Source organism: Streptomyces sp. NRRL F-6676, from assembly GCF_000725625.1.
Classification (GTDB): Bacteria; Actinomycetota; Actinomycetes; order Streptomycetales; family Streptomycetaceae; genus Streptomyces.
The window spans coordinates 63,026-84,977 of sequence record NZ_JOHS01000049.1; the positions used below are offsets into that span (position 1 = coordinate 63,026).

The following is a 21,952-nucleotide window of genomic DNA, read 5'->3' on the forward strand; positions in this document are numbered from 1 at the left end:
TGCGGCGGGGCTTGTCCGGTCCTGGCCGGTCCGATGCGGCGGGTCAGCGGGCTCTGTTGAGGGTCTGAAGTGCGGCCCTGAGCAACTGGCCCACCTGGGGGGTGCCCTCGGCGGCCTCGGCCTGGGGGGTGACGGCGGCGACCGCCTCGTCGGCCTCCCGGGTGGCGTAGCCGAGGCCGATGAGGGCCGCGTGCAGCTGGTCGCGCCAGCCCTGGCTGACGGGGGCTCCGACCGCGGGGGCGCCGAGGGGCTCGCCGAGGCGGTCCTTGAGTTCGAGGAGAAGCTTCTGGGCGCCCTTCTTGCCGATGCCGGGTACGGCGGTCAGCGCCTTCTCGTCGCCGGTGGAGACGGCCCGGCGCAGTGCGTCCGGGGAGTGCACGGCGAGCATCGCCTGGGCGAGGCGCGGGCCGACGCCGCTGGCGGTCTGGAGGAGTTCGAAGATCTGGCGCTCGTCGTCGTCGGCGAAGCCGTACAGGGTCAGCGAGTCCTCGCGGACGACGAGGGAGGTGGCGAGCTTGGCCGGGCGGCCGAGCCGGAGCGTCGACAGCGTGTTCGGGGTGCACTGGACGGCCATGCCGACGCCGCCCACCTCGACCACCGCGGTGTCGGGGGCGAGGGCGGCGACCGTGCCGGTGACGAAGGCGATCATGCCGTACGGCCTTTCGATGCGGGGTGCGGTGCGCGCGTCGTCCGGGAGGTGTGCCGGGCGGCGGCGAGCTGGAGGCGGTTCTGGGCGGGGGCGCGCCAGATGTGGCAGATGGCGAGGGCGAGCGCGTCGGCCGCGTCGGCGGGCTTGGGCGGGGCGTCGAGCCGGAGCAGCCGGGTGACCATGGCGCCGACCTGCGCCTTGTCGGCGCGGCCCGAGCCGGTGACGGCGGCCTTGACCTCGCTGGGGGTGTGCAGCGCGACGGGGATGCCCCGGCGGGCGGCGCACAGCATGGCGACGGCGCTGGCCTGGGCGGTGCCCATGACGGTGCGGACGTTGTGCTGGCTGAAGACGCGCTCCACCGCCACGTACTCGGGCCGGTGTTCGTCGAGCCACTGCTCGATGCCGCGCTCGACGGCGACGAGGCGGTGGCCCAGTTCGGCGTCGGCGGGGGTGCGCACGACGCCGACGCCGAGCATGGTGAGCGGCCGCCCCGGAACGCCCTCGACGACGCCGACGCCGCAGCGGGTCAGCCCCGGGTCCACCCCCAGTACGCGCACCTGCCGCCCCTTCCCTTTTTTGCGGCTGAACCGCCGCCGCTCTCGCGGACCTGGCCGACCACCATCGGGGTCGCTCAATTGTCGGTCGCGGTCCACGGGATGGTGATCACTGATACGTGCCAGGCTATCGGGTGCCACTGACAAAGAGAGGGGCCGACGGGGTCGTACCCCCGTCGGCCCGCTGAGCGGCGAGGCGTTACGCGTCGACCTTCTCCATGACCTCGTCGCTGACGTCGAAGTTGGCGAAGACGTTCTGCACGTCGTCGCTGTCCTCCAGCGCGTCGATCAGCTTGAAGATCTTCTTGGCGCCCTCCTCGTCCAGCTCGACCTGCATGGTCGGGACGAAGTTGGCCTCGGCGGAGTCGTAGTCGATGCCCGCCTCCTGGAGGGCGGTGCGGACCGCGACCAGGTCGGTGGCCTCGCTGAGCACCTCGAAGTTCTCGCCGAGGTCGTTGACCTCCTCCGCGCCCGCGTCCAGGACGGCGGTCAGGACGTCGTCCTCACCGAGCTCGCCCTTGGGGACGATGACGACGCCCTTGCGGTTGAACAGGTACGACACCGAGCCCGGGTCGGCCATGGAGCCGCCGTTGCGGGTCATCGCGACCCGGACGTCGGAGGCGGCGCGGTTGCGGTTGTCGGTGAGGCACTCGATGAGCACCGCGACGCCGTTCGGGCCGTAGCCCTCGTACATGATCGTCTCGTAGTCGGCGCCGCCGGCCTCGAGACCGCCACCGCGCTTGATGGCGGAGTCGATGTTCTTGTTGGGCACCGACTGCTTCTTGGCCTTCTGGACGGCGTCGTAGAGCGTCGGGTTGCCCTCGAGGTCGACGCCGCCCATGCGCGCCGCGACCTCGATGTTCTTGATCAGCTTCGCGAAGAGTTTGCCGCGCTTGGCGTCGATCACGGCCTTCTTGTGCTTCGTCGTAGCCCATTTAGAGTGGCCGGACATCTGCCTGTCTCCTTCGCGTAACCCATCCCTGCAACGAACGCGGAAATCCTACAAGGACTCGGCCGCCCGCTCGGCCCGCACCATGTCGACGAAGAGCGCGTGCATGCGGTGGTCGCCGGTCAGTTCCGGGTGGAACGAGGTCGCCAGCGCGTTGCCCTGGCGCACGGCGACGATGTGACCGCCGTGCTCGGCGAGCACCTCGGTGCGGGCGCCGACGGACTCCACCCAGGGGGCGCGGATGAAAACACCCTCCACGGGGGCGCCGTCCACGCCCTTGACGTCGACGGCCGCCTCGAAGGACTCGTTCTGTCTGCCGAAGGCGTTGCGGCGCACGATCATGTCGATGCCGCCGATCGTCTCCTGCCCGGAGCGCGGGTCGAGGATCTTGTCGGCCAGCATGATCATGCCGGCGCAGGTGCCGTAGACGGGCATGCCGGCGCGCACGCGCGCGCGGAGGGGGTCCATCAGGCCGAAGAGGACGGCCAGCTTGGAGATGGTGGTGGACTCGCCGCCGGGGAGGACGAGGCCGTCCACCTCGGCGAGTTCGTCGGGGCGCCGCACCGGCCTGGCCACGGCGTCGGCCACGGCCAGGGCGGTGAGGTGCTCCCGTACGTCGCCCTGGAGGGCCAGGACGCCGATGACGGGGGTGTCGTTCATGTGCTCCGGTGCCTTACCAGCCGCGGTTGGCGTAGCGCTCGGTCTCGGGGAGGGTGTCGCAGTTGATGCCGACCATGGCCTCGCCGAGGTCGCGGGACGCGTCCGCGATGATCTTCGGGTCGTCGTAGAACGTGGTCGCCTTGACGATGGCGGCGGCGCGCTTGGCCGGGTCGCCGGACTTGAAGATGCCGGAGCCGACGAAGACGCCCTCGGCGCCGAGCTGGCGCATCAGCGCGGCGTCGGCCGGGGTCGCGACACCGCCGGCGGAGAACAGCACCACCGGGAGCTTGCCCAGTTCGGCGACCTCCTTGACCAGCTCGTAGGGGGCGCGCAGTTCCTTGGCGGCGGCGTACAGCTCGTTGTTGTCGCAGCCGCGGAGCTTGGCGATCTCGCCCTTGATCTGACGCAGGTGGCGCACGGCCTCGACGACGTTGCCGGTGCCGGCCTCGCCCTTGGAACGGATCATGGCCGCGCCCTCGGCGATGCGGCGCAGGGCCTCGCCGAGGTTGGTGGCGCCGCACACGAAGGGGGTGGTGAAGGCCCACTTGTCGGAGTGGTTGACCTCGTCGGCGGGGGTGAGGACCTCGGACTCGTCGATGTAGTCGACGCCGAGGGACTGGAGGACCTGGGCCTCGACGAAGTGGCCGATGCGGGACTTGGCCATCACGGGGATGGAGACGGCGCCGATGATGCCCTCGATCATGTCCGGGTCGGACATGCGGGCGACGCCGCCGTCCTTGCGGATGTCGGCGGGGACGCGTTCGAGGGCCATGACGGCGACGGCGCCGGCGTCCTCGGCGATCTTCGCCTGCTCGGGGGTGACGACGTCCATGATCACGCCGCCCTTGAGCTGTTCGGCCATGCCGCGCTTGACGCGGGCGGTGCCGGTTTCGGGGGTGGGGGTGGGGGGCGTGACGGGCATGGGGTGACCTCGCTCGGGGGAAGGGGTTCGGTGGGCTTTCCGCCGGTTCGAGGTAACGGCAGGGGGGTGGGGTGCGGCAAGGGCCAATGGGTGGGCGGTGGATTTTTTTCGCCCCCGCCGCCCTTACCCTTCCCGTCCTTTCAAGGGGCTCCGCCCCTTGGACCCCGGGGGTGCGTTGTCGGCTGCCCGCCGGTGGGGGCTGGTCGCGCAGTTCCCCGCGCCCCTATGGGGGCACGGTGACTGCTCGCGCACCCCGCGGCGGAGCCGCAGATTGGTACAGCCCCGCGCCCCTTCTATCGGTCCGTCAGGGCCGTCGGGGCCTCGTCGTCCATTTCGAAGGCCAGGGGGAAGGGGGCGTGGCCGGCGAGGTGGAACCAGCGAACCTTGCGGTGGAGGCGGAGGGCGCGGGCCGCGCGTACGGCGTCGTTGTGGAAGCGGCGGGCCATCGGCACCCTGCGGACCGCCTCCGTGAGCTCCCGGGCGGCGTCCTGGCCGCCCGGGGCCTGGCGGACCGCCTCGACCTGCTGGGCCTCGGCAAAGACGGCCCGCAGCGCCTGGCTCAGCTCGCTCTCGGCGACCTCCCGCTGCTCCTCCTCGGCCTGCCGGGCGGCGTGGGCCGCCTCGTACAGGACGATGGAGGCGGCCGGGTCCAATACGCCCGAGGTGGCCAGCTCCTGGGCGACCGAGGCGCGGCGCAGCAGGGTCGCGTCCAGGGCGGCGCGGGCCGCGTCGATCCGGGCGTGCAGCCGGTCGAGGCGTCCGGCGGTCCAGCTCAGGTACAGGCCGATCGCGACGAGGGCGACGAGGATCCAGATCAGCGTTGCGGTCACGGGCGGCAAGGCTACCGGCACCCCTCGCGGGCAGGGCCCGGGCGACGGTCAGTCCCGGGCCAGCCCCAGGCGGGCCCGCAGGCCCGGGGAGCGGTCGTCGTCGGCCGCGGCCACCGCCGCCGCGCCGGCCGTCACTGTCTCGTAGACCGAGAGGATGTCCGCGCCGACCGTGGACCAGTCGAAGCGCCGCACGTGGGTGCTCCCCCGCTCCCGCAGCTCGGCCCGGCGCCCGGGGTCGCCGAGCAGCCGTATCGCGGAGTCGGCGAGGGCGTCGGCGTCCTCGTTGGCGAAGAGTTCGCCCGCCCCGCCGTGGTCGAGCACCTGGGCGAAGGCGTCGAGGTCGGAGGCGAGCACCGGGGCGCCCGCCGACATGGCCTCGACGAGGATGATGCCGAAGCTCTCGCCGCCGGTGTTGGGCGCCACGTACACGTCGACGCTGCGCAGGAAGCGTGCCTTGTCCTCGTCGCTGATCATGCCGAGGAACTCGACGCGGTCGCGCAGCTCCTTCGGCAGGTCCGCGACGGCCTCCTTCTCGTCGCCGCGCCCGGCGACCAGGAGCCGGGCCTCCGGGTGGGCGGCGAAGATCCTCGGCAGCGCCTTCATGAGGACGGGCAGGCCCTTGCGGGGCTCGTCGATGCGGCCCATGAAGCCGAGCGTGCCGCCCTGCCACTCGGGCTTCGGCTCGGCCCGGGCGAAGAAGTCGACGTCGACGCCGTTGGGGATGACCACCGCGTCCCCGCCCAGGTGTTCGACGAGGGTGCGGCGGGCGTACTCGCTCACCGCGATCCGCGCGCTGATCTTCTCCAGTGCCGCCTGGAGGATGGCGTACGCGGCGATCATCGCCCGGGAGCGCGGGTTGGAGGTGTGGAAGGTGGCGACGATCGGACCCTGCGCCGCCCAGCAGGCCAGCAGGCCGAGCGAGGGCGAGGTCGGCTCGTGGATGTGGATGACGTCGAAGGCGCCGTCGTGCAGCCAACGCCGGACCCGGGCCGCGGACAGGAAGCCGAAGTTGAGGCGGGCCACCGAGCCGTTGTACGGCACCGGGACCGCGCGGCCGGCCGAGACGACGTACGGCGGCAGCGGGGTGTCGTCGTCCGCGGGGGCGAGGACGGAGACCTCGTGGCCCTGGCGGATGAAGTAGTCGGCCAGGTCGCGGATGTGGAACTGGACGCCGCCCGGCACGTCCCAGGAGTACGGGCAGACGATGCCGATCCTCACGACGGCTCCCCGCCGGCCGGGGCGGTGCGGTCCTGGCCGGACGGGGCGGTGCCGCCCTCGTCCGCCCGCTCCCGCTGTCGCTGTTCCGGGCGCGGTTCCAGGTCGGCGAGCCACAGTCGCTGCAGCATGTGCCAGTCCTCCGGATGGTCGGCGATCCCCGAGGCGAAGGCATCGGCCAGCGCCTGTGTCATGACAGACGTCTTCTCGGCGCGCGTACCTGACGCCGGTACCTCGATCGGGGGATGCACCCTGCCCCGCATGACGGGTGAGTCGTCGTACCAGAGGGTGACCGGCAGCAGCAGGGCGCCGGTCTGCTGGGCGAGCAGGGCGGGGCCGGCCGGCATGCGGGCGGTCTCGCCGAAGAAGTCCACGGCCACGCCGGAGGCCGACAGATCGCGGTCGGCGACCAGGCAGACCAGGCCGCCGGCCCGCAGCCGCCGGGCCAGGGCGCCGAAGGCGGAGCCGCCGCTGTGCGGGAGCACCTCCATGCCGAGGCCCTCGCGGTAGGCGACGAAGCGGTCGTAGAGCGTCTCGGGCCGCAGGCGCTCGGCGACGGTGGTGAAGGGGGTCTCCAGTTCCGTGGTGACCCAGGCGCCGGCGAGGTCCCAGTTGGCCAGGTGCGGCAGGGCGAGGATGACGCCGTTGCCCGCGGCGAGCCCGTCGGTGAGGTGGTGCACGTCCTTGGGCGCGAATCCGCCGCGCACCCGCTCGGCGCTCCAGGCGGGCAGCCGGAAGGACTCCATCCAGTAGCGCAGGTAGGAGCGCATCCCGGCGCGGGAGAGCGCGGCGAGCCGCTCGGGGCCCGCGTCGGGCACCACGCGCGCGTAGTTGGCCTCCAGGCGCAGCACGCCCTTGCCGCGCCGCTTCCAGGCGAGGTCGGCGACGGTGCGGCCGAGGCGTACGGCGACCGGCTCGGGGAGCTTCTTGACCGTGCTCCAGCCGAGCCCGTAGAGCGCGTCCGTCAGCCGCTCACGGGCACCGCTCACTGCCGGGCCCCGCTGCCGTGCCCGGCGGCGCTCTCCCCCGCGCCGGCGGCCGCGGCCTCGGCCTCGGCGGACTCGCGGCGGACCGTGACGACGCGCTGGACCAGCGTGACGAGGCTGCCCACGGCGACGATCCACAGGGCGACGGGCAGCAGGTACTGGATGCCCGGGACCCCGAACTTGTGCAGGCCCGCGAAGCCGGCGGCGACCAGCGAGATCACCAGCCGCTCGGCGCGCTCCACCAGGCCGTTGACGGCCACCGGCAGCCCGATCGACTCGCCGCGCGCCTTGGTGTACGACACCACCTGGCCGCTGGCCAGGCAGAAGATCGCCACCGCGCACAGCAGGTTGTCGTCGCCCCGGCCCGCGTACCACAGGGCGAACCCGCCGAAGATCGCGCCGTCGGCCACCCGGTCGAGGGTGGAGTCCAGGAAGGCGCCCCAGCGGCTGGAGCGGCCGAGCTGGCGGGCCATGTTCCCGTCGACGAGGTCCGAGAAGACGAACAGGGTGATGACGACCGTGCCCCAGAAGAACTCGCCCCAGGGGTAGAAGACCAGCGCTCCCGCGACCACACCGGCGGTGCCCAGGAGCGTGACCGTGTCGGGACTGACCCCGCGGCGGATGAGGAACGAGGCGAACGGTGTGAGAACACGCGTGAAGAATGCACGCGCGTACTTGTTCAGCATGGCCTTCCCGACGGTCGGTGTGGCCGCGGCCCCTGCTGGCCGCCGGCTGGCCCATCGTAGCCAGGCGCGCGCGTGGACGACGGCCGGGCACCCGCAGCCCGGGGTCACGGCCTGGCGGCGCCCCGGTCACGGCGGGGTCGCGGGCGGCGGGAGTCGCCCCCGGGGCGGCGTCGCGGGGGCCGACGGTGTCCCTCGTATGGACGCACAGTGACACCAGTGCCAAGCTCGAAGGACCGCGGGCGTCGCCGGAGCCGCCAGTGCACGCGGTGCCGCGTGTCCGCGCCCACAGTGACCTCACCGTGTACGGGAGGCAGGACCATGGGCGACAAGACGCACACCCACCCCGGGGCCGCCGGCAGGGCGCCGGCGGCCGACCATCCCACCTCCGTGCGGAACGTGGTGCTGGTCGGCCACAGCGGATCGGGCAAGACGACCCTGGTGGAGGCGCTCGCGCTGACGGCGGGAGCGGTCAACCGGGCGGGCCGCGTGCAGGACGGCGGCACCGTCTCCGACTACGACGACATCGAGCACCGCCAGCAGCGCTCGGTACAGCTCTCCCTCGTCCCCGTCGACTGGGACGGGTACAAGATCAACCTGCTGGACACCCCCGGATACGCCGACTTCGTCGGGGAGCTCAGGGCCGGTCTGCGCGCGGCGGACGCGGCCCTCTTCGTCGTCTCGGCCGCCGACGGCGTGGACGGCTCGACCCGGATGGTGTGGGAGGAGTGCGCGGCGGTCGGCATGCCGCGCGCGCTCGTGATCACGCACCTGGAGGCGGCACGCGCCGACTTCGAGGAGACGACCCGGGTGTGCGCCGAGGCCTTCGGCGCCGACGACCCCGACGCCGTACTCCCCCTGTACCTGCCGCTGCACGGCCCCCAGGGGCCCGACGGGCACGCGCCGGTCACCGGGCTGATCGGGCTCCTCACCCAACGCCTGTTCGACTACGCCTCCGGGGAGCGCACGGAGTCCGAGCCGGGCCCCGAGCAGCTGCCGCTGATCGAGGAGGCCCGCAACCGGCTGATCGAGGGGATCATCGCCGAGAGCGAGGACGAGACCCTCATGGACCGCTATCTCGGCGGCGAGCGGATCGACGTCAAGACGCTGATCGGGGACCTGGAACGGGCCGTGGCACGCGGCTCCTTCTTCCCCGTGCTGGCCGCCGCGCCCGCCGCCGACGGGGCGCGGCAGGGGCTCGGCACCGTGGAGCTGCTCGAACTGATCACCGGCGGCTTCCCGACCCCGCCCGAGCGCGTGGCGCCGACGGTCACCACGCCGGAGGGGCGGGAGCGGGCGCTGAAGACCTGTGATCCGGACGGGCCGCTGGTCGCGGAGGTCGTCAAGACCGCCTCCGACCCGTATGTGGGGCGCGTCTCGCTCGTACGGGTGTTCTCCGGGACGCTGCGGCCCGACGAGACCGTGCACGTGTCCGGGCACGGGCTGACCGACCGCAGCCACGAGGACCATGATGTGGACGAGCGCATCGGCGCGCTGTCCACGCCGTTCGGCAAGCAGCAGCGCCCGGTCACGCACTGCGTCGCCGGGGACCTCGCGTGCGTGGCGAAGCTGAACCGGGCGGAGACCGGCGACACCCTGTCCGCCAAGGACGACCCGCTGCTCATGGAGGCCTGGCGGATGCCGGACCCGCTGCTCCCGGTGGCCATCCAGGCGCACAGCAAGGCCGACGAGGACAAGCTCTCCCAGGGGCTGGCCCGACTGGTCGCCGAGGACCCCACGATGCGGCTCGAACAGAACCAGCACACGCATCAGGTCGTGCTCTGGTGCCTCGGCGAGGCGCACGCGGACGTGGCCCTGGAGCGGCTGCGCAGCCGGTACGGCGTGCAGGTCGACACCGTGCCGCACCGGGTCTCCCTGCGGGAGACGTTCGCGGAGCGGTCGGCCGGGCGCGGCCGGCACGTCAAGCAGTCCGGCGGGCACGGCCAGTTCGCGATCTGCGAGATCGAGGTCGAGCCGCTGCCCGGCGGCTCCGGCATCGAGTTCGTCGACAAGGTCGTCGGCGGCGCGGTGCCCCGGCAGTTCATCCCGTCGGTCGAGAAGGGGGTGCGCGCGCAGGCCGCCCGGGGGGTCGTCGCGGGGTATCCGCTGGTCGACGTGCGGGTGACCCTGCTCGACGGCAAGGCGCACTCGGTGGACTCCTCCGACGCCGCGTTCCAGACCGCGGGCGCGCTGGCCCTGCGCGAGGCGGCGGCCGGGGCGCGGATCCATCTGCTGGAGCCGGTGGCGGAGGTGTCGGTGCTCGTCGGCGACGACTTCGTGGGCGCGGTGATGAGCGATCTGTCCGGGCGGCGGGGGCGGGTGCTGGGCACCGAGCAGACGGCGGGCGGCGGGCGCACGGTGGTGCGGGCGGAGGTGCCGGAGATCGAGATCGGGCGGTACGCCGTCGATCTGCGGTCCCTGTCGCACGGCACGGCCCGCTTCGACCGGGTGTACGCCCGGCACGAGCCGATGCCGGCGCAGGTGGCGGAGCGGTTGCGTGCGGAGGAGAGGGAGGCGTCGTAGAAGGCTTTCGGAGGGTGGGACGGGTGGGCGGCTTTTCGCCCACACTGTCGGTACGGACCGTTACGCTGATCATGTGCGCGCCTGACGGCGTGTCGTGATGGCGTGATCGGGACGACGGCCCGTTCAACAGGTGTGCGGAGCAAGGAAGTCGGGAAAAGCCGCAAGCAGCGGGGTACGGCGGCGAGTGGGGGCGGCAGTGGCGGACGACGGATTCGATTTCAGCCCGGGGGCACAGGTGCCCCTCGCGGGTGCCGCGGGCCAGACGGCGGCGACATACGCGCTGGCGTCCGCGGCGTACCGTGAGGACGACGAGGTCACCAAGATCCTCGAAGCCGACAACGAGTGGCACAAGTCCAAGGTCTCGCCCCCGCGCATCAAGATGCTGCGGCCAAGACTCGGCGAGGCCTACTCCCGGGCCGTGATCGACCGCATGCTCGGCGCCGGCCGCGCCCCGCTCATCCAGTCCTTCGGCACCGAGCCCCAGGTCGTCGTCGAGCACTGTCTGGCCGCCCACCGCATACGCCGTGAGCGCGACAACTGGCTCACCGCGGTGACGGTGCTGTGCGGGCTGCTGTTCCTGCCCGGGTTCCTCGTCTGGCTGCTCATCTTCATCCTGCGGGCCAACGTCGCCAAGACCACGGACAAGCGTGCCTCCGCGCTCGGTACGGGCGTGCTGATCGCCTTCGGCGCGCTCGCCGTGCTGCTGCTGATCAAGATGCCGCTCGCCGGCTTCTGGGGCTGGTACGCGCGTGCGTCGGTCGTCATGCCGGTGGTCGGCTGGGTGTGGGCCAAGCGCATCTGCGAGCGGACGGCGCGGGATCTGCGGGAGCGGTGGGACAGCCTGCTGGCCGGCGGCGGTCTCGGGGCGAAGATCCCCGAGGCGGTTCCCGGCAGCCCCGGGGAGTCCGCGGCGGAGCAACTGCGCAAGGAACTGGTCCGGCTCAGCGCCGAGCAGCGGTCCAACTCCGTCTTCTACGCCGGCCCCAAGGGCATCCTCGGCATGGGGACGCGGTGGGGGAGCTGGCAGCTCGCGGAAGACCTCGTGCCGCGCGAGGCGGGCAAGGAGATCAACCCGTTCCGCAGCTGGGACGTCGTGCGCGCCATCCACGACCAGCTGAAACTGCTGGAGCGCGGGCCGCTGAACACGGGCGGGTTCCCGGCGCCCTCGGTGAAACACTGGATCGTCACGCCGGTCGGGGAGAACGCGGGGGCGGTCTCCCGGCCCAGCGGCACGGACGTGGACGCGTACCAGGTCAAGTCGCACGCGATACAGGACATCTGCAACAAGCAGCAGTTCGGGGCGGGTGACCGGCACTACCTCGGGGTGCAGTGGACGCTGTGGGACGGGCAGCTGGTGCTCACCATGATGATCACGGTGACGGTGCTGCACGAGACGCTGCGGATCGAGGTCACCGGGCATGCGCTGGGGCCGGTGCACTCGCTGTTCACCAGCAAGCCGGCGGCCAAGACGAAGACCGTGCAGAAGTCCGTGCGGTTCTGGGAGACGCGGTCGGTGAAACTGCCGCTGGTCGACACGGACGAGGTGGTACGGCTGGCGGCGCGGGCGCCGTTGACGTGGTATCCGCCGCTGCTGAACTGGCTCGGCGGCACGCTGACGCTGCCCGAGCCGTTCGGGCTGCGGCACTCGTGGGCGGACCAGCCGTGGCGGCACCGGTTCATGGCCGACGACGCGTTGCGGGCGGCTACGCCGGTGCTGCGGGTGGTGCATGCGGCGGCGCTGAAGGTGCTGGCGGAGAACGGGGTGGACACGGAGCGGTTCGGGGCGCGGTCGTCCGCGCTGAGTGGGCAGGTGCAGGATGTGACGCCGAAGAAGGCGGACGTGTACGACGCGTAGTGCCTCCGGCGGTCGGCGGGGTTCGCGTGGGCCCGCGGTCCTGGCCGGCGCCGGTGCGGTCAGCGCCCGCGGTGCGCTTCCGGGCGCGGCCGCGGGTGCGTCGCGGCCGCGTTCCTACGCCGTCGGCCAGGCGTCCGCCAGCATCTTGCGGGTGTCCGCCAGGAGCTGGGGCAGTACCCGGGTGTGGCCGACCACCGGCATGAAGTTCGTGTCGCCGCCCCAGCGCGGGACGATGTGCTGGTGCAGGTGGGCGGCGATGCCCGCGCCGGCGACGGCGCCCTGGTTCATGCCGATGTTGAAGCCCTGGGCGCCGGAGGCCGTGCGCAGGGCCGTCATGGCCTGCTTGGTCAGCTCGCCCAGTTCGGCGGTCTCGGCGGGGGTGAGGTCGGTGTAGTCGGCCACGTGGCGGTACGGGACCGTCATCAGGTGGCCGCCGTTGTACGGGTACAGATTCAGCACCGCGTAGACCTGCTCGCCGCGCCTGACGACGAGGCCGTCCTCGTCGGACTTGGCCGGGATCGAGCAGAAGGGACAGCCGTCGCCCGAACCGGGACCGGTCGGCTTGTTCTCGCCCTGGATGTAGGCCATCCGGTGGGGTGTCCACAGACGCTGGAAGGCGTCCTGGGTGCCCACTCCGATCTGCTGCTCCGGCTCACTCGTCATGCTGTGCAGCATATGGCGTCGCCCGTCGGGGGCGTGTCGCCGGGGCGCCGGGAAGGCGGTCGCGGGCGAAGCTGGGCAGGTGCGGGACGACAGTCGTACGGCCAGGTGGGAGCGGCGCAGCGAGGTGCCGCTCGGCGTCGCGTCGCTGTTCTACCTCGGGGCGTACGCCGTGCATGTGCTCCGGCCCGGGCTGCCGGTGGCCGTGCATGTGGTGTGTCTGACGGTGACCTGTGCGGCGTGGGCCCTGTTCGTCGTCGACTATGCGGTGCGCTGGGGGCTGGCCGGCTGGGGTGTCCGGTTCGTGCGGCGGCATTGGGTGGACACGGTGGTCGTGGTGCTGCCCCTGTTGCGGCCCCTGCGGCTGGTGCGGTTCTACGAGGCCGTGCAGCGACGGCACGGGCGGGCCCGGCTCTCGTTGCACGCGCGGGTGATGGTGTACGCCGGGCTGTCGGCGGGGCTGCTGGGGTTCGCGGCGTCGCTGACCGTCTACCACCATGAGCGGACGGCTCCGCACGCCACGATCCGGACGTTCGGGGACGCGGTGTGGTGGGCCTGTTCGACGCTGGCCACGGTGGGGTACGGCGATGTGGCGCCGGTGACGGTGGTGGGGCGGCTGGTCGCCGTGGGGCTGATGGGGTGCGGGCTCGCTCTGCTGGGCGCGGTGACGGGTTCCTTCTCGTCGTGGCTCGTGCAGACGTTCGCCCGGGAGGGGCCCCCGGAGAGCTGAGCTCTCCGGGGGTTCCTCGCGTCAGACCTGTACGCGGTCCTCGACCACCTTGGCGATCTTGGCGATGGCCTCCTCGAACGGGATGCCGTTCTCCTGGGAACCGTCGCGGTAGCGGAAGGAGACCGTGCCGGCGTTCATGTCGTCGTCGCCGACGATCACCATGAACGGCACCTTCTGCTTCTGGGCGTTGCGGATCTTCTTCTGCATGCGGTCCGAGGAGGAGTCGACCTCGACGCGCAGGCCCTTCTTCTTCGCGGCCGCGGCGAACGTGTGGAGGTAGTCCACGTGTGCGTCGCCGATCGGGATGCCGATCGCCTGCACCGGTGCCAGCCACGCCGGGAACGCGCCCGCGTAGTGCTCCAGGAGCACGGCGAAGAAGCGTTCGATGGAGCCGAAGAGCGCGCGGTGGATCATGACCGGGCGCTGCTTGGTGCCGTCGGCGGACGTGTACTCCAGGTCGAACCGCTCGGGCAGGTTGAAGTCGAGCTGGACCGTCGACATCTGCCAGGTGCGGCCGATGGCGTCCTTGGCCTGGACGGAGATCTTCGGGCCGTAGAAGGCGGCGCCGCCCGGGTCCGGGACCAGGGGGAGGCCCTGCTTCTCGGCGACCTGGCGCAGGGTCTCGGTGGCCTCCTCCCACGCCTCGTCGGAGCCGACGAACTTCTCCGGGTCCTTGGTGGACAGCTCCAGGTAGAAGTCGGTCAGGCCGTAGTCGCGCAGCAGGTTCAGGACGAAGGTGAGCGTCTTGTCGAGCTCCTCGGCCATCTGCTCGCGGGTGCAGTAGATGTGCGCGTCGTCCTGGGTGAAGCCGCGGGCCCGGGTCAGGCCGTGCACGACGCCCGACTTCTCGTAGCGGTAGACCGTGCCGAACTCGAACAGCCGCAGGGGCAGTTCGCGGTAGGAGCGGCCGCGCGCGTCGAAGATCAGGTTGTGCATCGGGCAGTTCATGGGCTTGAGGTAGTAGTCCACGCCCTCGTCGAGCTGCATGGGCGGGTACATGCCGTCGGCGTACCAGTCCAGGTGGCCCGAAATCTCGAAGAGCTTCCCCTTCGTCGCGTGCGGGGTGTAGACGAACTCGTAGCCCTCCTCCTCGTGGCGGCGGCGCGAGTAGTCCTCCATCACGCGGCGGACGATGCCGCCCTTGGGGTGGAAGACGGCGAGGCCGGAGCCGATCTGCTCGGGGATGGAGAAGAGGTCCAGCTCGTTGCCCAGCTTGCGGTGGTCGCGCTTCTCGGCCTCGGCGAGGAACTCCAGGTGCGCCTTGAGCTCGTCCTTGGACGGCCAGGCGGTGCCGTAGATGCGCTGGAGCATCGGGTTCTTCTCGCTGCCGCGCCAGTAGGCGGCCGCGTTGCGCATCAGCTTGAACGCCGGGATGAGGCGGGTGGTGGGCAGGTGGGGGCCTCGGCAGAGGTCCTTCCAGCACAGTTCGCCGGTCTTGGCGTCCAGGTTGTCGTAGATCGTCAGCTCACCGGCGCCGACCTCGACGTCCGCGCCGTCCTCGGAGGAGGCGGAGCCCTTGAGGCCGATCAGTTCCAGCTTGTACGGCTCCGAGGCGAGCTCGGCGCGGGCCTCCTCGTCGGTGACCACGCGGCGGGAGAACCTCTGACCGCGCTTCTGGATCTCCTGCATCTTCTTCTCGACGGCCTTGAGATCCTCGGGCGTGAACGGCTTCTCGACGTCGAAGTCGTAGTAGAAGCCGTCCTTGACCGGCGGGCCGATGCCCAGCTTGGCCTCGGGGAACAGTTCCTGCACGGCCTGGGCCATGACGTGCGCGGTGGAGTGGCGCAGGATGTTCAGGCCGTCCTCGGAGGTGATCTCGACGGGCTCGATCTCCTCGCCGTCGCGCACCTCGTACGCGAGGTCCCTGAGCAGGCCGCCCACGCGGGCGGCGATCACCGTGCGCTCGCCGGGGAAGAGGTCGGCGGCCGTCGTGCCCGTCGTGACCGTCCGCTCTTCCCGCTCGGAATCGCGTTGGATGATCACACGGACGTCTGACACCGGTCTCTCCTGACTGAAGGGCTTCTCGCGCTGATGCGGATGAGCATCGCATTGCCATGCTCATCCGGTGCGATCCTACCGAGCCCGGGGGGTCCACCGCGAAACGGTTACGGCGGGGGCTGCGCCGTGCGGCGGGCGGGGTGCGGTGGGCGCGGTGCCGGGAGGACGGGGCCGGCGGGGCCGGGTGCGGGTGGCGTGTGCGGGGGCGGGGCGCAAGGGGCTTACGGGGTGGGCGTTTTCCTGTTCCGGGTCGCTGAACTGCAAAGGCTGCTGCCCGTGTTGGTCTCTTCCGGCGTACGGGGCAAACGGCCCGGGTATCACCGAACCGGCAGTGAACGGGACATCAGCCGGCGTGGGCGGGCGAGGAGTTGGTGCGGATGGCGGGCTGGTACGAGGGGCCGTTGGCGGCCTTCGACACGGAGACGACGGGCACGGACGTCGAGAGTGACCGGATCGTGTCGGCCGCGGTGGTGGTGCAGGAGGCGTCGGGTGCCTGGCCGCGGCTGCGGCGGTGGCTGGTGAATCCGGGGGTGCCGGTGCCCGCGGCGGCCACGGCCGTGCACGGGCTGGGCGAGGAGCAGCTGCGGCGCAACGGGCGGTGGCCCGCGCCGGTGATGCGGGAGATAGCCGACGAGCTGCGATTCCTGGCCACGGCCGGGCGGCCGCTGGTGGTGATGAACGCGCCGTTCGATCTGACGCTGCTCGACCGGGAGCTGCGCCGGCACCGGGCCTCGTCGCTGGACGGGTGGTTCGCCGCGTCGGCGCCGTTGCGGGTCCTTGATCCGCGGGTGCTGGACAAGCAGCTGGACCGCTACCGCAAGGGCCGCCGCACGTTGGCGGATCTGTGCGCGCACTATGAGGTGACGTTGGAGGGGGCGCACGACGCCGCGGCCGACGCCCTCGCCGCGCTGGAGGTGGTGCGGGCGCTGGGGCGCCGTTTCGCCACGCGGCTGGAGCGGCTCAGCCCGGCGGAGCTGCACACTCTGCAAAGCGGCTGGCACGCGGCGCAGGCGCGGGGACTACAGGCGTGGTTCGCCCGGACGGGGTCCGAGGAGTGGGTGGATCCGGCGTGGCCGCTGCGACGGGACCTGCCGGCGGCGGCGTAGGGCACCACGCCGCCGCCGGTGGGTCACCAGGAGCCGCCGCCTCCGCCTCCGTCCCCGCCGCCCACGTCCGAGCCGCCGCCGAAGCCGCCCCCGCCGCCTCCGCCACCGCTGCTGGACGAGGACGACGGCGGCGGGGCGCTGGACAGCGAGGAGGCGGTGATCAGGCCCAGGGCGTAGCCGGGAAGGAAGTTCGAGGTGTGGGAGGAGCCGCCGCCCGCGGTGGCGGTCTGTGGCGCGGCGATGTTCTGCCACTCGTCCGCCATGCCCAGGGCCACCGCCCAGGCGGTGCACACCGCGAGGTGTCCGTCGTCCGGGCTCGCCGGTTCCCGGCGGGCGGACGGGTCCGCGAGGTGGCGCCGGAACGCCTCGACGCGGAGCCAGAGTTCGGAGCCGCGCGGGCTGCGGCTGCGCAGTTCCCAGGACCGCAGCCACAGCGCGAAGCCGGCGCCGACGGCGAGCAGGCCCGGCAGCAGGACGTACCAGCCGGAGGAGTGCCGGCCGCCGACCAGATAGGCCCCGACGGCCGCCAGGACGAAGCCGAGCGGGGTGGCGACGATCCCGGCGGTGCGTGCGATCTCGGCGAGGCGGGTGGTTCTCCCGTCCCAGAGGTCGCTGCCACGCTGCCAGTCGGACAGCTCGCGGGACAGCCGCTGCCAGCCCGTGGTGAAGACCTGGTCCCGGGTGCCCAGCATGAACGCGGTGCGTCCGCCGAAGATGCCGTCGAGGAGGCTTTCGACGAGCGGGTCGTCCGCGGGCGCGGTCCGTTCCCGGCGGGTCAGCCAGGGGCTCTGCCGGTCGCCCCCGATGGTGAGGTGTCCGTCGGCCGCCGCGCCGAGCAGCCAGGCCACCTGGTGGTGTTTTTCGACGCGCTCGGCGAGCAGGATGCCGCCCTGGGCCGGGGTGATGCCCTCCGGGGGCGCGGAGGACGGGGTGAGCCGGGCGGCGAGCCGTTCCAGGAAGACCCGCCGCACCCGGCCGGGCGTGCCGTCGGGCAGTTCGCGGACGATGCGGTCGCGGCCGAGGAGCTTCAGCGCGAGGACGGTGAGGACGGCGAGGCCCAGGGTGAGGACGAAGGCGAACGAGGCCAGCCAGAACGAGCCGTGCGCGGACGTGCCGACGGCCGCCCCGGAGGGCGCCGCGGGCAGGGCGGGACCGCCCCCGGTCAGTTCCGCTCCGTTCGTGGCGTAGAGGGTGACGCCCTCGTGTCCCGTGAGCCGGTCGAGGGCGATGTCGATTCCGCCCGGTCCGGTGGCGCGGGCGGTGCAGGGGTCCTCGGAGCCGTTGGCACCGTGCACACAGCGCGTGGGGGTGAGCCGGTACGGAGCCACGACGTGGATGTCGACGTTCGCGCGGTCGACCTGCCATCCGGTGCCGACGGCGTCCCAGGCGATTTTGCCCCTAATCACGACGTCCGTGAGCGTGTACTGGACGCGGTAACGGTGCAGGCCGGTCACGGAGCCGTCAGGGTCGCCCACCTTGATCCGCTCGGCCAACTCCCGCCGGCCGTCGGGCTTCTGGTAGTAGTCGCCCACGTCGAACTCCCACGGGACCCGGTGGCCGTCCATGGTGACGGCGGCCTTGGCCGTCTCCTCGGAGAGGTCCGGTATGTCGCGGTAGATGCCGTGCCGGGTGGTGTCGGGTGAGCCGAAGTCGTAGTCGATCACCTCGGTGACGCGCATGCTGCCGTCGGTGCGGACCTCGGCGCCGACCCACAGCGTGGTGACGCGCTCCGCGTTGCCGGTCGCGCGGAACAGCGCGACGACACCGGCGAGCAGCAGGACGAGGAAGAAGGTCTTGACCCAGGTGAAGCGCCTGCGTCTGCGGGACGGCGTCCGCGTCCGTCTCGTCATTTTGGTGCCGTGTACAGCGCTCATGAGAAGCCCCCCTGCGATCGCGGGGGCCTCCCCTGCCCCCGCCAAGATCACGAGGGTAACCCGGCCGGAAAACGACGGGAAGGGCCGGGCCGCGACGGCGGCCCGGCCCTTTGCCGGTGGGCGATACTGGGTTCGAACCAGTGACCTCTTCGGTGTGAACGAAGCGCTCTCCCGCTGAGCTAATCGCCCGGGAACGCAGTGAACAATACAGGTCCCCGTGCGTTTCGTTCAAACCGCTCGGCGGCCGCCGCCGAGGTACGCGAGCAGGCCGCGTCGTCCGGCCCGCATCATCAGCCGGTGGTTGGCGATGAACACCGGACGTCCGGGCACGGCGAACCGCCTGAGCAGCGCCTTGCGCACCTCGACCACCTGGTCGTAACGGGCCAGCGTGCCGGGGCCTTCGGCGGTCACCGTCCAGCGGGCCCAGCCGTCGATGTCGCCGGTCATGGCCGTCTGGAGGACGCCGGCCGCCCGGTCGCGCCGTACCACGTGGGCGGTGAACGTGAGGTCGTAGGGCAGGACGGAGCGGATGCGCAGGATGCCGCTCGTGTCGTCGCGGCGGGTGACCTCGCGGACCTGGGGCCACCAGCGGGGATAGCCCTCGACCTGTTCGAGGACCTCGTAGGCGGTGCCCGGCGGTACAGGCAGGGGCCACAGACTGCGGAAGCGGTACCGGGTCCAGTCCATGGGGGCAGTCTGCCCGTACCGGGGCGGTCCACAACGGCATGCGGTCGCCCGGCAGGGCCGGGTTCTCGATGACGGCGAGGCCGTAGGGCGGTGTCGTTTCCGGTTCGACGCCCGCCTTCCGGAAGTTGTCCGGGCTCGGATTGCCCGCGTCCACCTGGGACTTGAGGTCGAGCAGAACGCTCCGCTTGTCGTACTTCCGAAGAAATGTGACGGCATTTTGGAAAACGTCCGGCGGATTTCCACCGGCCGCCCGTGTCTGGAACTTCTCCCAGAATGCCTCATCGTCCTGGAAGTCCGTCTTGGCCCTGATCTTCGGATACTCCTTCTCGAAGAGCTCGACGGTCCGGTCGGTCTTCCCGGCGCGCTCCTCGGCCCCCCACCACAAGTAACGGATCGTCACGGCCCCGTCCCCGGCACCGCTGTTCCCGCCGCGGCCGGTCGGCGCACCCGGGCCCAGCGCCGAGAGCGGGGTGGCGACGGTCGCGCACCCGGGCCCCGCGCCGGGCGGCGCCGGGTGGAGTGGAAGTCCGCCCACCGAGGACATACGAAAGCGGCCCCCGCACGGTTTCCGTGCGAGGGCCGCCTGTATGTGGTGGGCGATACTGGGTTCGAACCAGTGACCTCTTCGGTGTGAACGAAGCGCTCTCCCACTGAGCTAATCGCCCGGGCGCACGGAGAACATTACCCCATGTCAGGGGGTGCTCCCGACCCGTCCGCCGGCTCCTGCGGGCCGCGGCCCTACTGGTCGATGTTCCAGGGCATCTCAAGCCCGAACTTCCACACGTACACGCCCACGAACGCCGCGATCAGCACCAGGCCGACCGAGGTCAGGATGATGTTGCGGCGGCGCACCTTCGGGTCGAGCGCGCGCTGCGTCGCCTCGGTCACCTTGCGTTTGGTCCAGCGCAGCACCAGCTGGGCCCAGACGAACTCGGTCGCCCAGATCGCCATGCCCGCGAAGATCACCAGCCAGCCGGGGCCGGGCAACGGCAGCATCACCACACCGATGCCGACGACGGCCAGCCCCACCACGAAGACGCCCACCTGCCAGCTCAGGTGCAGCACACGGCGCCGTTTGATGAATTCCGGCGCCCGGGACCCGAGGCCCCGTCCGTCGTCCGTCTCGTCCGTGGCCACGACGCTCCCGCCCGGCTCATCCTGCTCGTCACTCCCCGTATTCATACAGCCAAACCTTACCGGAGAGAATCTGGTCACCGGAATGGCCGTACCCGCCCACAACACCCTCCGCCGGAAGAGTTACGTAAAGGCAGGCAAAACCCTCAGAGGGGTTTACAACGACACCGTAGGTGGCATGTCGATTTCGCCGACGTGCGAATCCCCGAGCGCACACTGAGCGAAAGGCCCTGGCGCTTATGAACACCACGGTCAGCTGCGAGCTGCACCTGCGCCTCGTTGTGTCGAGCGAGTCCTCACTGCCTGTTCCCGCGGGACTGCGGTATGACACGGCCGATCCCTATGCCGTGCACGCCACCTTCCACACCGGAGCCGAGGAGACCGTCGAGTGGGTGTTCGCCCGCGACCTCCTCGCCGAAGGCCTGCATCGGCCGACCGGCACGGGCGACGTCCGTGTCTGGCCGTCCCGCAGCCATGGTCAGGGGGTCGTCTGCATCGCGCTGAGCTCCCCGGAGGGCGAGGCACTGCTCGAGGCCCCGGCGCGGGCCCTGGAGTCCTTCCTGAAGCGGACGGACGCCGCCGTGCCCCCGGGCACGGAACACCGGCACTTCGACCTCGATCAGGAGCTGTCGCACATCCTGGCGGAGAGCTAGACGACCGAAGCACCACGGATCCGCCCGAAGCCGTCCACTCGGGGAGACGGCTCGGGCCTCGACGAGCCCTGTCCGGGCCCGTCGGCGCCGTCACCGCCCACCCGGCGGTGGCGGCGCCGGCGTGCGTACGGAGCGTGACGGCTCCGGCGCGGCCGGGGGCGCCGGCGGCCGACCGCGTCCGGCGCGCGCCCGGCGCCGGACGCGACGACGTGGTTCCGCCCGGGTTCCGAGCCGCTAGGCTCGGCCAGCACCAAGGCGGGCGCCCGCCCGTCTCCCAGGGTCAGGGAGCCAGACGTGCTGATCACCCACGACACCCGGCGGTCGCTCGATGCCGCGGTGGAACTGGTGAACACCGCGCCGGAGGACGACGACACGGCGGACGGGCTCGCGGATCTCGCCGCCCTCGACGCGTTCGTACGGCGTCACCGGATGAGCGACGTCCAGCCGCTCTCGGAGTTCGACCTCTCCGCCGTGCGCAAGGTCCGCGGCAGGTTCGCGCAGATCTTCGCCGCGCCCGACGCCCGCGCCGCCGCCGGGCTGATCAACGAGCTGGTCGCCGCCGCCGGGACGACTCCCCGGCTGACCGACCACGACGGTCATGACTGGCATGTGCACTACTTCGCGCCCGGTGCGTCCGTCGCGGACCACCTGGCGGCCGACTGCGGGATGGCGCTGGCCTTCTTCGTGGTCGCCGGGGAGCAGGAGCGGCTCCGCCGCTGCGAGGCCCCCGACTGCCGGCGCGCGTTCGTCGATCTGTCCCGCAACCGCTCGCGCCGCTACTGCGACAGCCGCACCTGCGGCAACCGCCTGCATGTGGCGGCCTACCGGGCCCGCCGCAAGGAGGCGGCCGGCTGACGTCCGGGGCGGACGGGCCGGCGTCCGGCGTCCGGCGTCCGGCGTCCGGCGTCCGGCGTCCGGCGTCCGGCGTCCGGCGTCCGGCGTCCGGCGTCCGGCGTCCGGCGTCCGGCCGCCTGGGGCTCCGCGTACGGCTCAGAGCAGCAGCAGGTCGTGCAGTGATGCCATGAGCAGCAGACAGCCGATCACCGCAAGGAAGATCATCAGCGGTGGCTGGGAGAGCGCGAAGAGACAGCCTCGCCGCTCCTCGGGGGGAGTGACGGGGTCGCTCTGGGGTGGGTCCAGCATCTCGCGGCGATGATGACGCAGCATCACCCCCCTCCGCGATCAACACGCCCGTAATGACCAGGAGTTCGCCATTATCCTTACGCGGCGGAACGAACGTGATCACTTGGGTGCACAGCGGGGGTCCCGCATGATCCCCCGTGT

Annotated in this window: 21 protein-coding genes, 2 tRNA genes and 1 pseudogene; 6 read left to right on the top strand and 18 right to left on the bottom strand. The window is 71.9% G+C overall.

Annotation, left to right across the window (positions count from 1 at the left end):
• Positions 1 to 43 precede the first annotated feature (43 nt).
• From ruvA to pgsA, 9 genes are all read right to left on the bottom strand, one after another.
• The gene (gene ruvA, locus IO29_RS25150; RefSeq protein WP_030381764.1) at positions 44 to 649 is read right to left on the bottom strand and encodes a Holliday junction branch migration protein RuvA; all 606 of its coding nucleotides are present in this window, start codon (positions 647 to 649) and stop codon (positions 44 to 46) included.
• Positions 646 to 1,206 carry a crossover junction endodeoxyribonuclease RuvC gene (gene ruvC, locus IO29_RS25155; protein ID WP_030381765.1) on the bottom strand — a complete coding sequence of 187 codons (561 nt, stop codon included), beginning with the start codon at positions 1,204 to 1,206 and terminating at the stop codon, positions 646 to 648. Before ruvC ends, ruvA begins: the two co-directional genes overlap by 4 nt.
• 196 nt (positions 1,207 to 1,402) lie before the next feature.
• Positions 1,403 to 2,155, bottom strand: coding sequence for a YebC/PmpR family DNA-binding transcriptional regulator (locus tag IO29_RS25160; protein ID WP_030381766.1), 753 nt, complete (start codon positions 2,153 to 2,155; stop codon positions 1,403 to 1,405).
• Between the two features lie 48 nt (positions 2,156 to 2,203).
• A complete protein-coding gene (gene pdxT, locus IO29_RS25165; protein WP_030381767.1) occupies positions 2,204 to 2,812 on the bottom strand; it encodes a pyridoxal 5'-phosphate synthase glutaminase subunit PdxT in 609 nt (202 codons plus the stop codon).
• A gap of 13 nt (positions 2,813 to 2,825) precedes the next feature.
• Complete coding sequence (pdxS, locus tag IO29_RS25170) at positions 2,826 to 3,734, bottom strand: pyridoxal 5'-phosphate synthase lyase subunit PdxS (RefSeq protein WP_030381768.1); 909 nt, start codon at positions 3,732 to 3,734, stop codon at positions 2,826 to 2,828.
• 293 nt (positions 3,735 to 4,027) lie between these two features.
• Positions 4,028 to 4,564, bottom strand: coding sequence for a LemA family protein (locus IO29_RS25175; protein ID WP_030381769.1), 537 nt, complete (start codon positions 4,562 to 4,564; stop codon positions 4,028 to 4,030).
• Positions 4,565 to 4,612: 48 nt separating this feature from the next.
• Entirely contained in the window at positions 4,613 to 5,782 is a 1,170-nt protein-coding gene (locus tag IO29_RS25180; protein ID WP_030381770.1) for a glycosyltransferase family 4 protein, read from the bottom strand.
• Positions 5,779 to 6,768: a phosphatidylinositol mannoside acyltransferase gene (locus tag IO29_RS25185; RefSeq protein WP_030381771.1), complete on the bottom strand. Its 990-nt coding sequence runs from the start codon at positions 6,766 to 6,768 to the stop codon at positions 5,779 to 5,781. Before IO29_RS25185 ends, IO29_RS25180 begins: the two co-directional genes overlap by 4 nt.
• A complete protein-coding gene (gene pgsA, locus IO29_RS25190) occupies positions 6,765 to 7,451 on the bottom strand; it encodes a phosphatidylinositol phosphate synthase (RefSeq protein ID WP_030381772.1) in 687 nt (228 codons plus the stop codon). The genes IO29_RS25185 and pgsA overlap by 4 nt, the downstream gene beginning before the upstream one ends.
• Before the next feature lie 318 nt (positions 7,452 to 7,769).
• Between pgsA and IO29_RS25195 the strand changes: the two genes are divergently transcribed.
• Together IO29_RS25195 and IO29_RS25200 are read left to right on the top strand one after the other, a co-directional pair.
• Entirely contained in the window at positions 7,770 to 9,971 is a 2,202-nt protein-coding gene (locus IO29_RS25195; protein WP_030381773.1) for an elongation factor G-like protein EF-G2, read from the top strand.
• A 196-nt stretch (positions 9,972 to 10,167) separates the two neighbouring features.
• A complete protein-coding gene (locus IO29_RS25200; RefSeq protein WP_030381774.1) occupies positions 10,168 to 11,826 on the top strand; it encodes a hypothetical protein in 1,659 nt (552 codons plus the stop codon).
• Between the two features lie 114 nt (positions 11,827 to 11,940).
• Here the strand turns inward: IO29_RS25200 and IO29_RS25205 are convergent, their stop codons facing one another.
• Positions 11,941 to 12,501, bottom strand: a complete 561-nt coding sequence (locus IO29_RS25205; protein ID WP_030381775.1) for an HIT family protein — start codon at positions 12,499 to 12,501, stop codon at positions 11,941 to 11,943.
• A gap of 67 nt (positions 12,502 to 12,568) precedes the next feature.
• Between IO29_RS25205 and IO29_RS25210 the strand changes: the two genes are divergently transcribed.
• The gene (locus IO29_RS25210; RefSeq protein ID WP_030381776.1) at positions 12,569 to 13,216 is read left to right on the top strand and encodes a potassium channel family protein; all 648 of its coding nucleotides are present in this window, start codon (positions 12,569 to 12,571) and stop codon (positions 13,214 to 13,216) included.
• A gap of 21 nt (positions 13,217 to 13,237) precedes the next feature.
• On the opposite strand, the gene thrS is transcribed toward IO29_RS25210, so the two are convergent.
• A complete protein-coding gene (gene thrS, locus IO29_RS25215) occupies positions 13,238 to 15,214 on the bottom strand; it encodes a threonine--tRNA ligase (RefSeq protein ID WP_030381777.1) in 1,977 nt (658 codons plus the stop codon).
• A 377-nt stretch (positions 15,215 to 15,591) separates the two neighbouring features.
• On the opposite strand from thrS, the gene IO29_RS25220 reads away from it, so the two are divergent.
• Complete coding sequence (locus IO29_RS25220) at positions 15,592 to 16,320, top strand: 3'-5' exonuclease (RefSeq protein WP_030381778.1); 729 nt, start codon at positions 15,592 to 15,594, stop codon at positions 16,318 to 16,320.
• Positions 16,321 to 16,343: 23 nt separating this feature from the next.
• On the opposite strand, the gene IO29_RS39065 is transcribed toward IO29_RS25220, so the two are convergent.
• The 6 genes and pseudogenes from IO29_RS39065 to IO29_RS25245 form a co-directional block, all read right to left on the bottom strand.
• The gene (locus IO29_RS39065) at positions 16,344 to 18,170 is read right to left on the bottom strand and encodes a DUF2207 domain-containing protein (RefSeq protein WP_030381779.1); all 1,827 of its coding nucleotides are present in this window, start codon (positions 18,168 to 18,170) and stop codon (positions 16,344 to 16,346) included.
• Between the two features lie 141 nt (positions 18,171 to 18,311).
• Positions 18,312 to 18,383 (bottom strand) — tRNA-Val (locus tag IO29_RS25230).
• A 39-nt stretch (positions 18,384 to 18,422) separates the two neighbouring features.
• Positions 18,423 to 18,881: an SRPBCC family protein gene (locus IO29_RS25235; protein ID WP_030381780.1), complete on the bottom strand. Its 459-nt coding sequence runs from the start codon at positions 18,879 to 18,881 to the stop codon at positions 18,423 to 18,425.
• A gap of 106 nt (positions 18,882 to 18,987) precedes the next feature.
• Positions 18,988 to 19,425: pseudogene (locus tag IO29_RS40400) on the bottom strand (extracellular solute-binding protein); the annotation flags it as partial.
• A 46-nt stretch (positions 19,426 to 19,471) separates the two neighbouring features.
• Positions 19,472 to 19,546: transfer RNA gene (locus IO29_RS25240), tRNA-Val, on the bottom strand.
• Positions 19,547 to 19,619: 73 nt separating this feature from the next.
• Positions 19,620 to 20,063 (bottom strand): TIGR02611 family protein, encoded by a 444-nt coding sequence (locus IO29_RS25245; protein ID WP_030381781.1) that lies wholly within the window; start codon positions 20,061 to 20,063, stop codon positions 19,620 to 19,622.
• Between the two features lie 191 nt (positions 20,064 to 20,254).
• On the opposite strand from IO29_RS25245, the gene IO29_RS25250 reads away from it, so the two are divergent.
• Together IO29_RS25250 and IO29_RS25255 are read left to right on the top strand one after the other, a co-directional pair.
• Positions 20,255 to 20,668 carry an SsgA family sporulation/cell division regulator gene (locus IO29_RS25250; protein WP_004002642.1) on the top strand — a complete coding sequence of 138 codons (414 nt, stop codon included), beginning with the start codon at positions 20,255 to 20,257 and terminating at the stop codon, positions 20,666 to 20,668.
• A gap of 294 nt (positions 20,669 to 20,962) precedes the next feature.
• Complete coding sequence (locus tag IO29_RS25255; protein ID WP_030381782.1) at positions 20,963 to 21,523, top strand: CGNR zinc finger domain-containing protein; 561 nt, start codon at positions 20,963 to 20,965, stop codon at positions 21,521 to 21,523.
• Positions 21,524 to 21,658: 135 nt separating this feature from the next.
• On the opposite strand, the gene IO29_RS38645 is transcribed toward IO29_RS25255, so the two are convergent.
• Positions 21,659 to 21,835 (bottom strand): hypothetical protein, encoded by a 177-nt coding sequence (locus IO29_RS38645; RefSeq protein ID WP_158709376.1) that lies wholly within the window; start codon positions 21,833 to 21,835, stop codon positions 21,659 to 21,661.
• Positions 21,836 to 21,952: the final 117 nt, after the last annotated feature.

Bases quoted from the DNA above. Each gene is read 5' to 3' on its own strand.
- ruvA (WP_030381764.1), bottom strand. From the start codon at position 649: ATGATCGCCTTCGTCACCGGCACGGTCGCCGCCCTCGCCCCCGACACC.
- IO29_RS25160 (WP_030381766.1), bottom strand. From the start codon at position 2,155: ATGTCCGGCCACTCTAAATGGGCTACGACGAAGCACAAGAAGGCCGTG.
- pdxT (WP_030381767.1), bottom strand. From the start codon at position 2,812: ATGAACGACACCCCCGTCATCGGCGTCCTGGCCCTCCAGGGCGACGTA.
- pdxS (WP_030381768.1), bottom strand. From the start codon at position 3,734: ATGCCCGTCACGCCCCCCACCCCCACCCCCGAAACCGGCACCGCCCGC.
- pgsA (WP_030381772.1), bottom strand. From the start codon at position 7,451: ATGCTGAACAAGTACGCGCGTGCATTCTTCACGCGTGTTCTCACACCG.
- IO29_RS25195 (WP_030381773.1), top strand. From the start codon at position 7,770: ATGGGCGACAAGACGCACACCCACCCCGGGGCCGCCGGCAGGGCGCCG.
- IO29_RS25205 (WP_030381775.1), bottom strand. From the start codon at position 12,501: ATGCTGCACAGCATGACGAGTGAGCCGGAGCAGCAGATCGGAGTGGGC.
- IO29_RS25220 (WP_030381778.1), top strand. From the start codon at position 15,592: ATGGCGGGCTGGTACGAGGGGCCGTTGGCGGCCTTCGACACGGAGACG.
- IO29_RS39065 (WP_030381779.1), bottom strand. From the start codon at position 18,170: ATGACGAGACGGACGCGGACGCCGTCCCGCAGACGCAGGCGCTTCACC.
- IO29_RS25235 (WP_030381780.1), bottom strand. From the start codon at position 18,881: ATGGACTGGACCCGGTACCGCTTCCGCAGTCTGTGGCCCCTGCCTGTA.
- IO29_RS25245 (WP_030381781.1), bottom strand. From the start codon at position 20,063: ATGAATACGGGGAGTGACGAGCAGGATGAGCCGGGCGGGAGCGTCGTG.
- IO29_RS25250 (WP_004002642.1), top strand. From the start codon at position 20,255: ATGAACACCACGGTCAGCTGCGAGCTGCACCTGCGCCTCGTTGTGTCG.
- IO29_RS38645 (WP_158709376.1), bottom strand. From the start codon at position 21,835: ATGCTGCGTCATCATCGCCGCGAGATGCTGGACCCACCCCAGAGCGAC.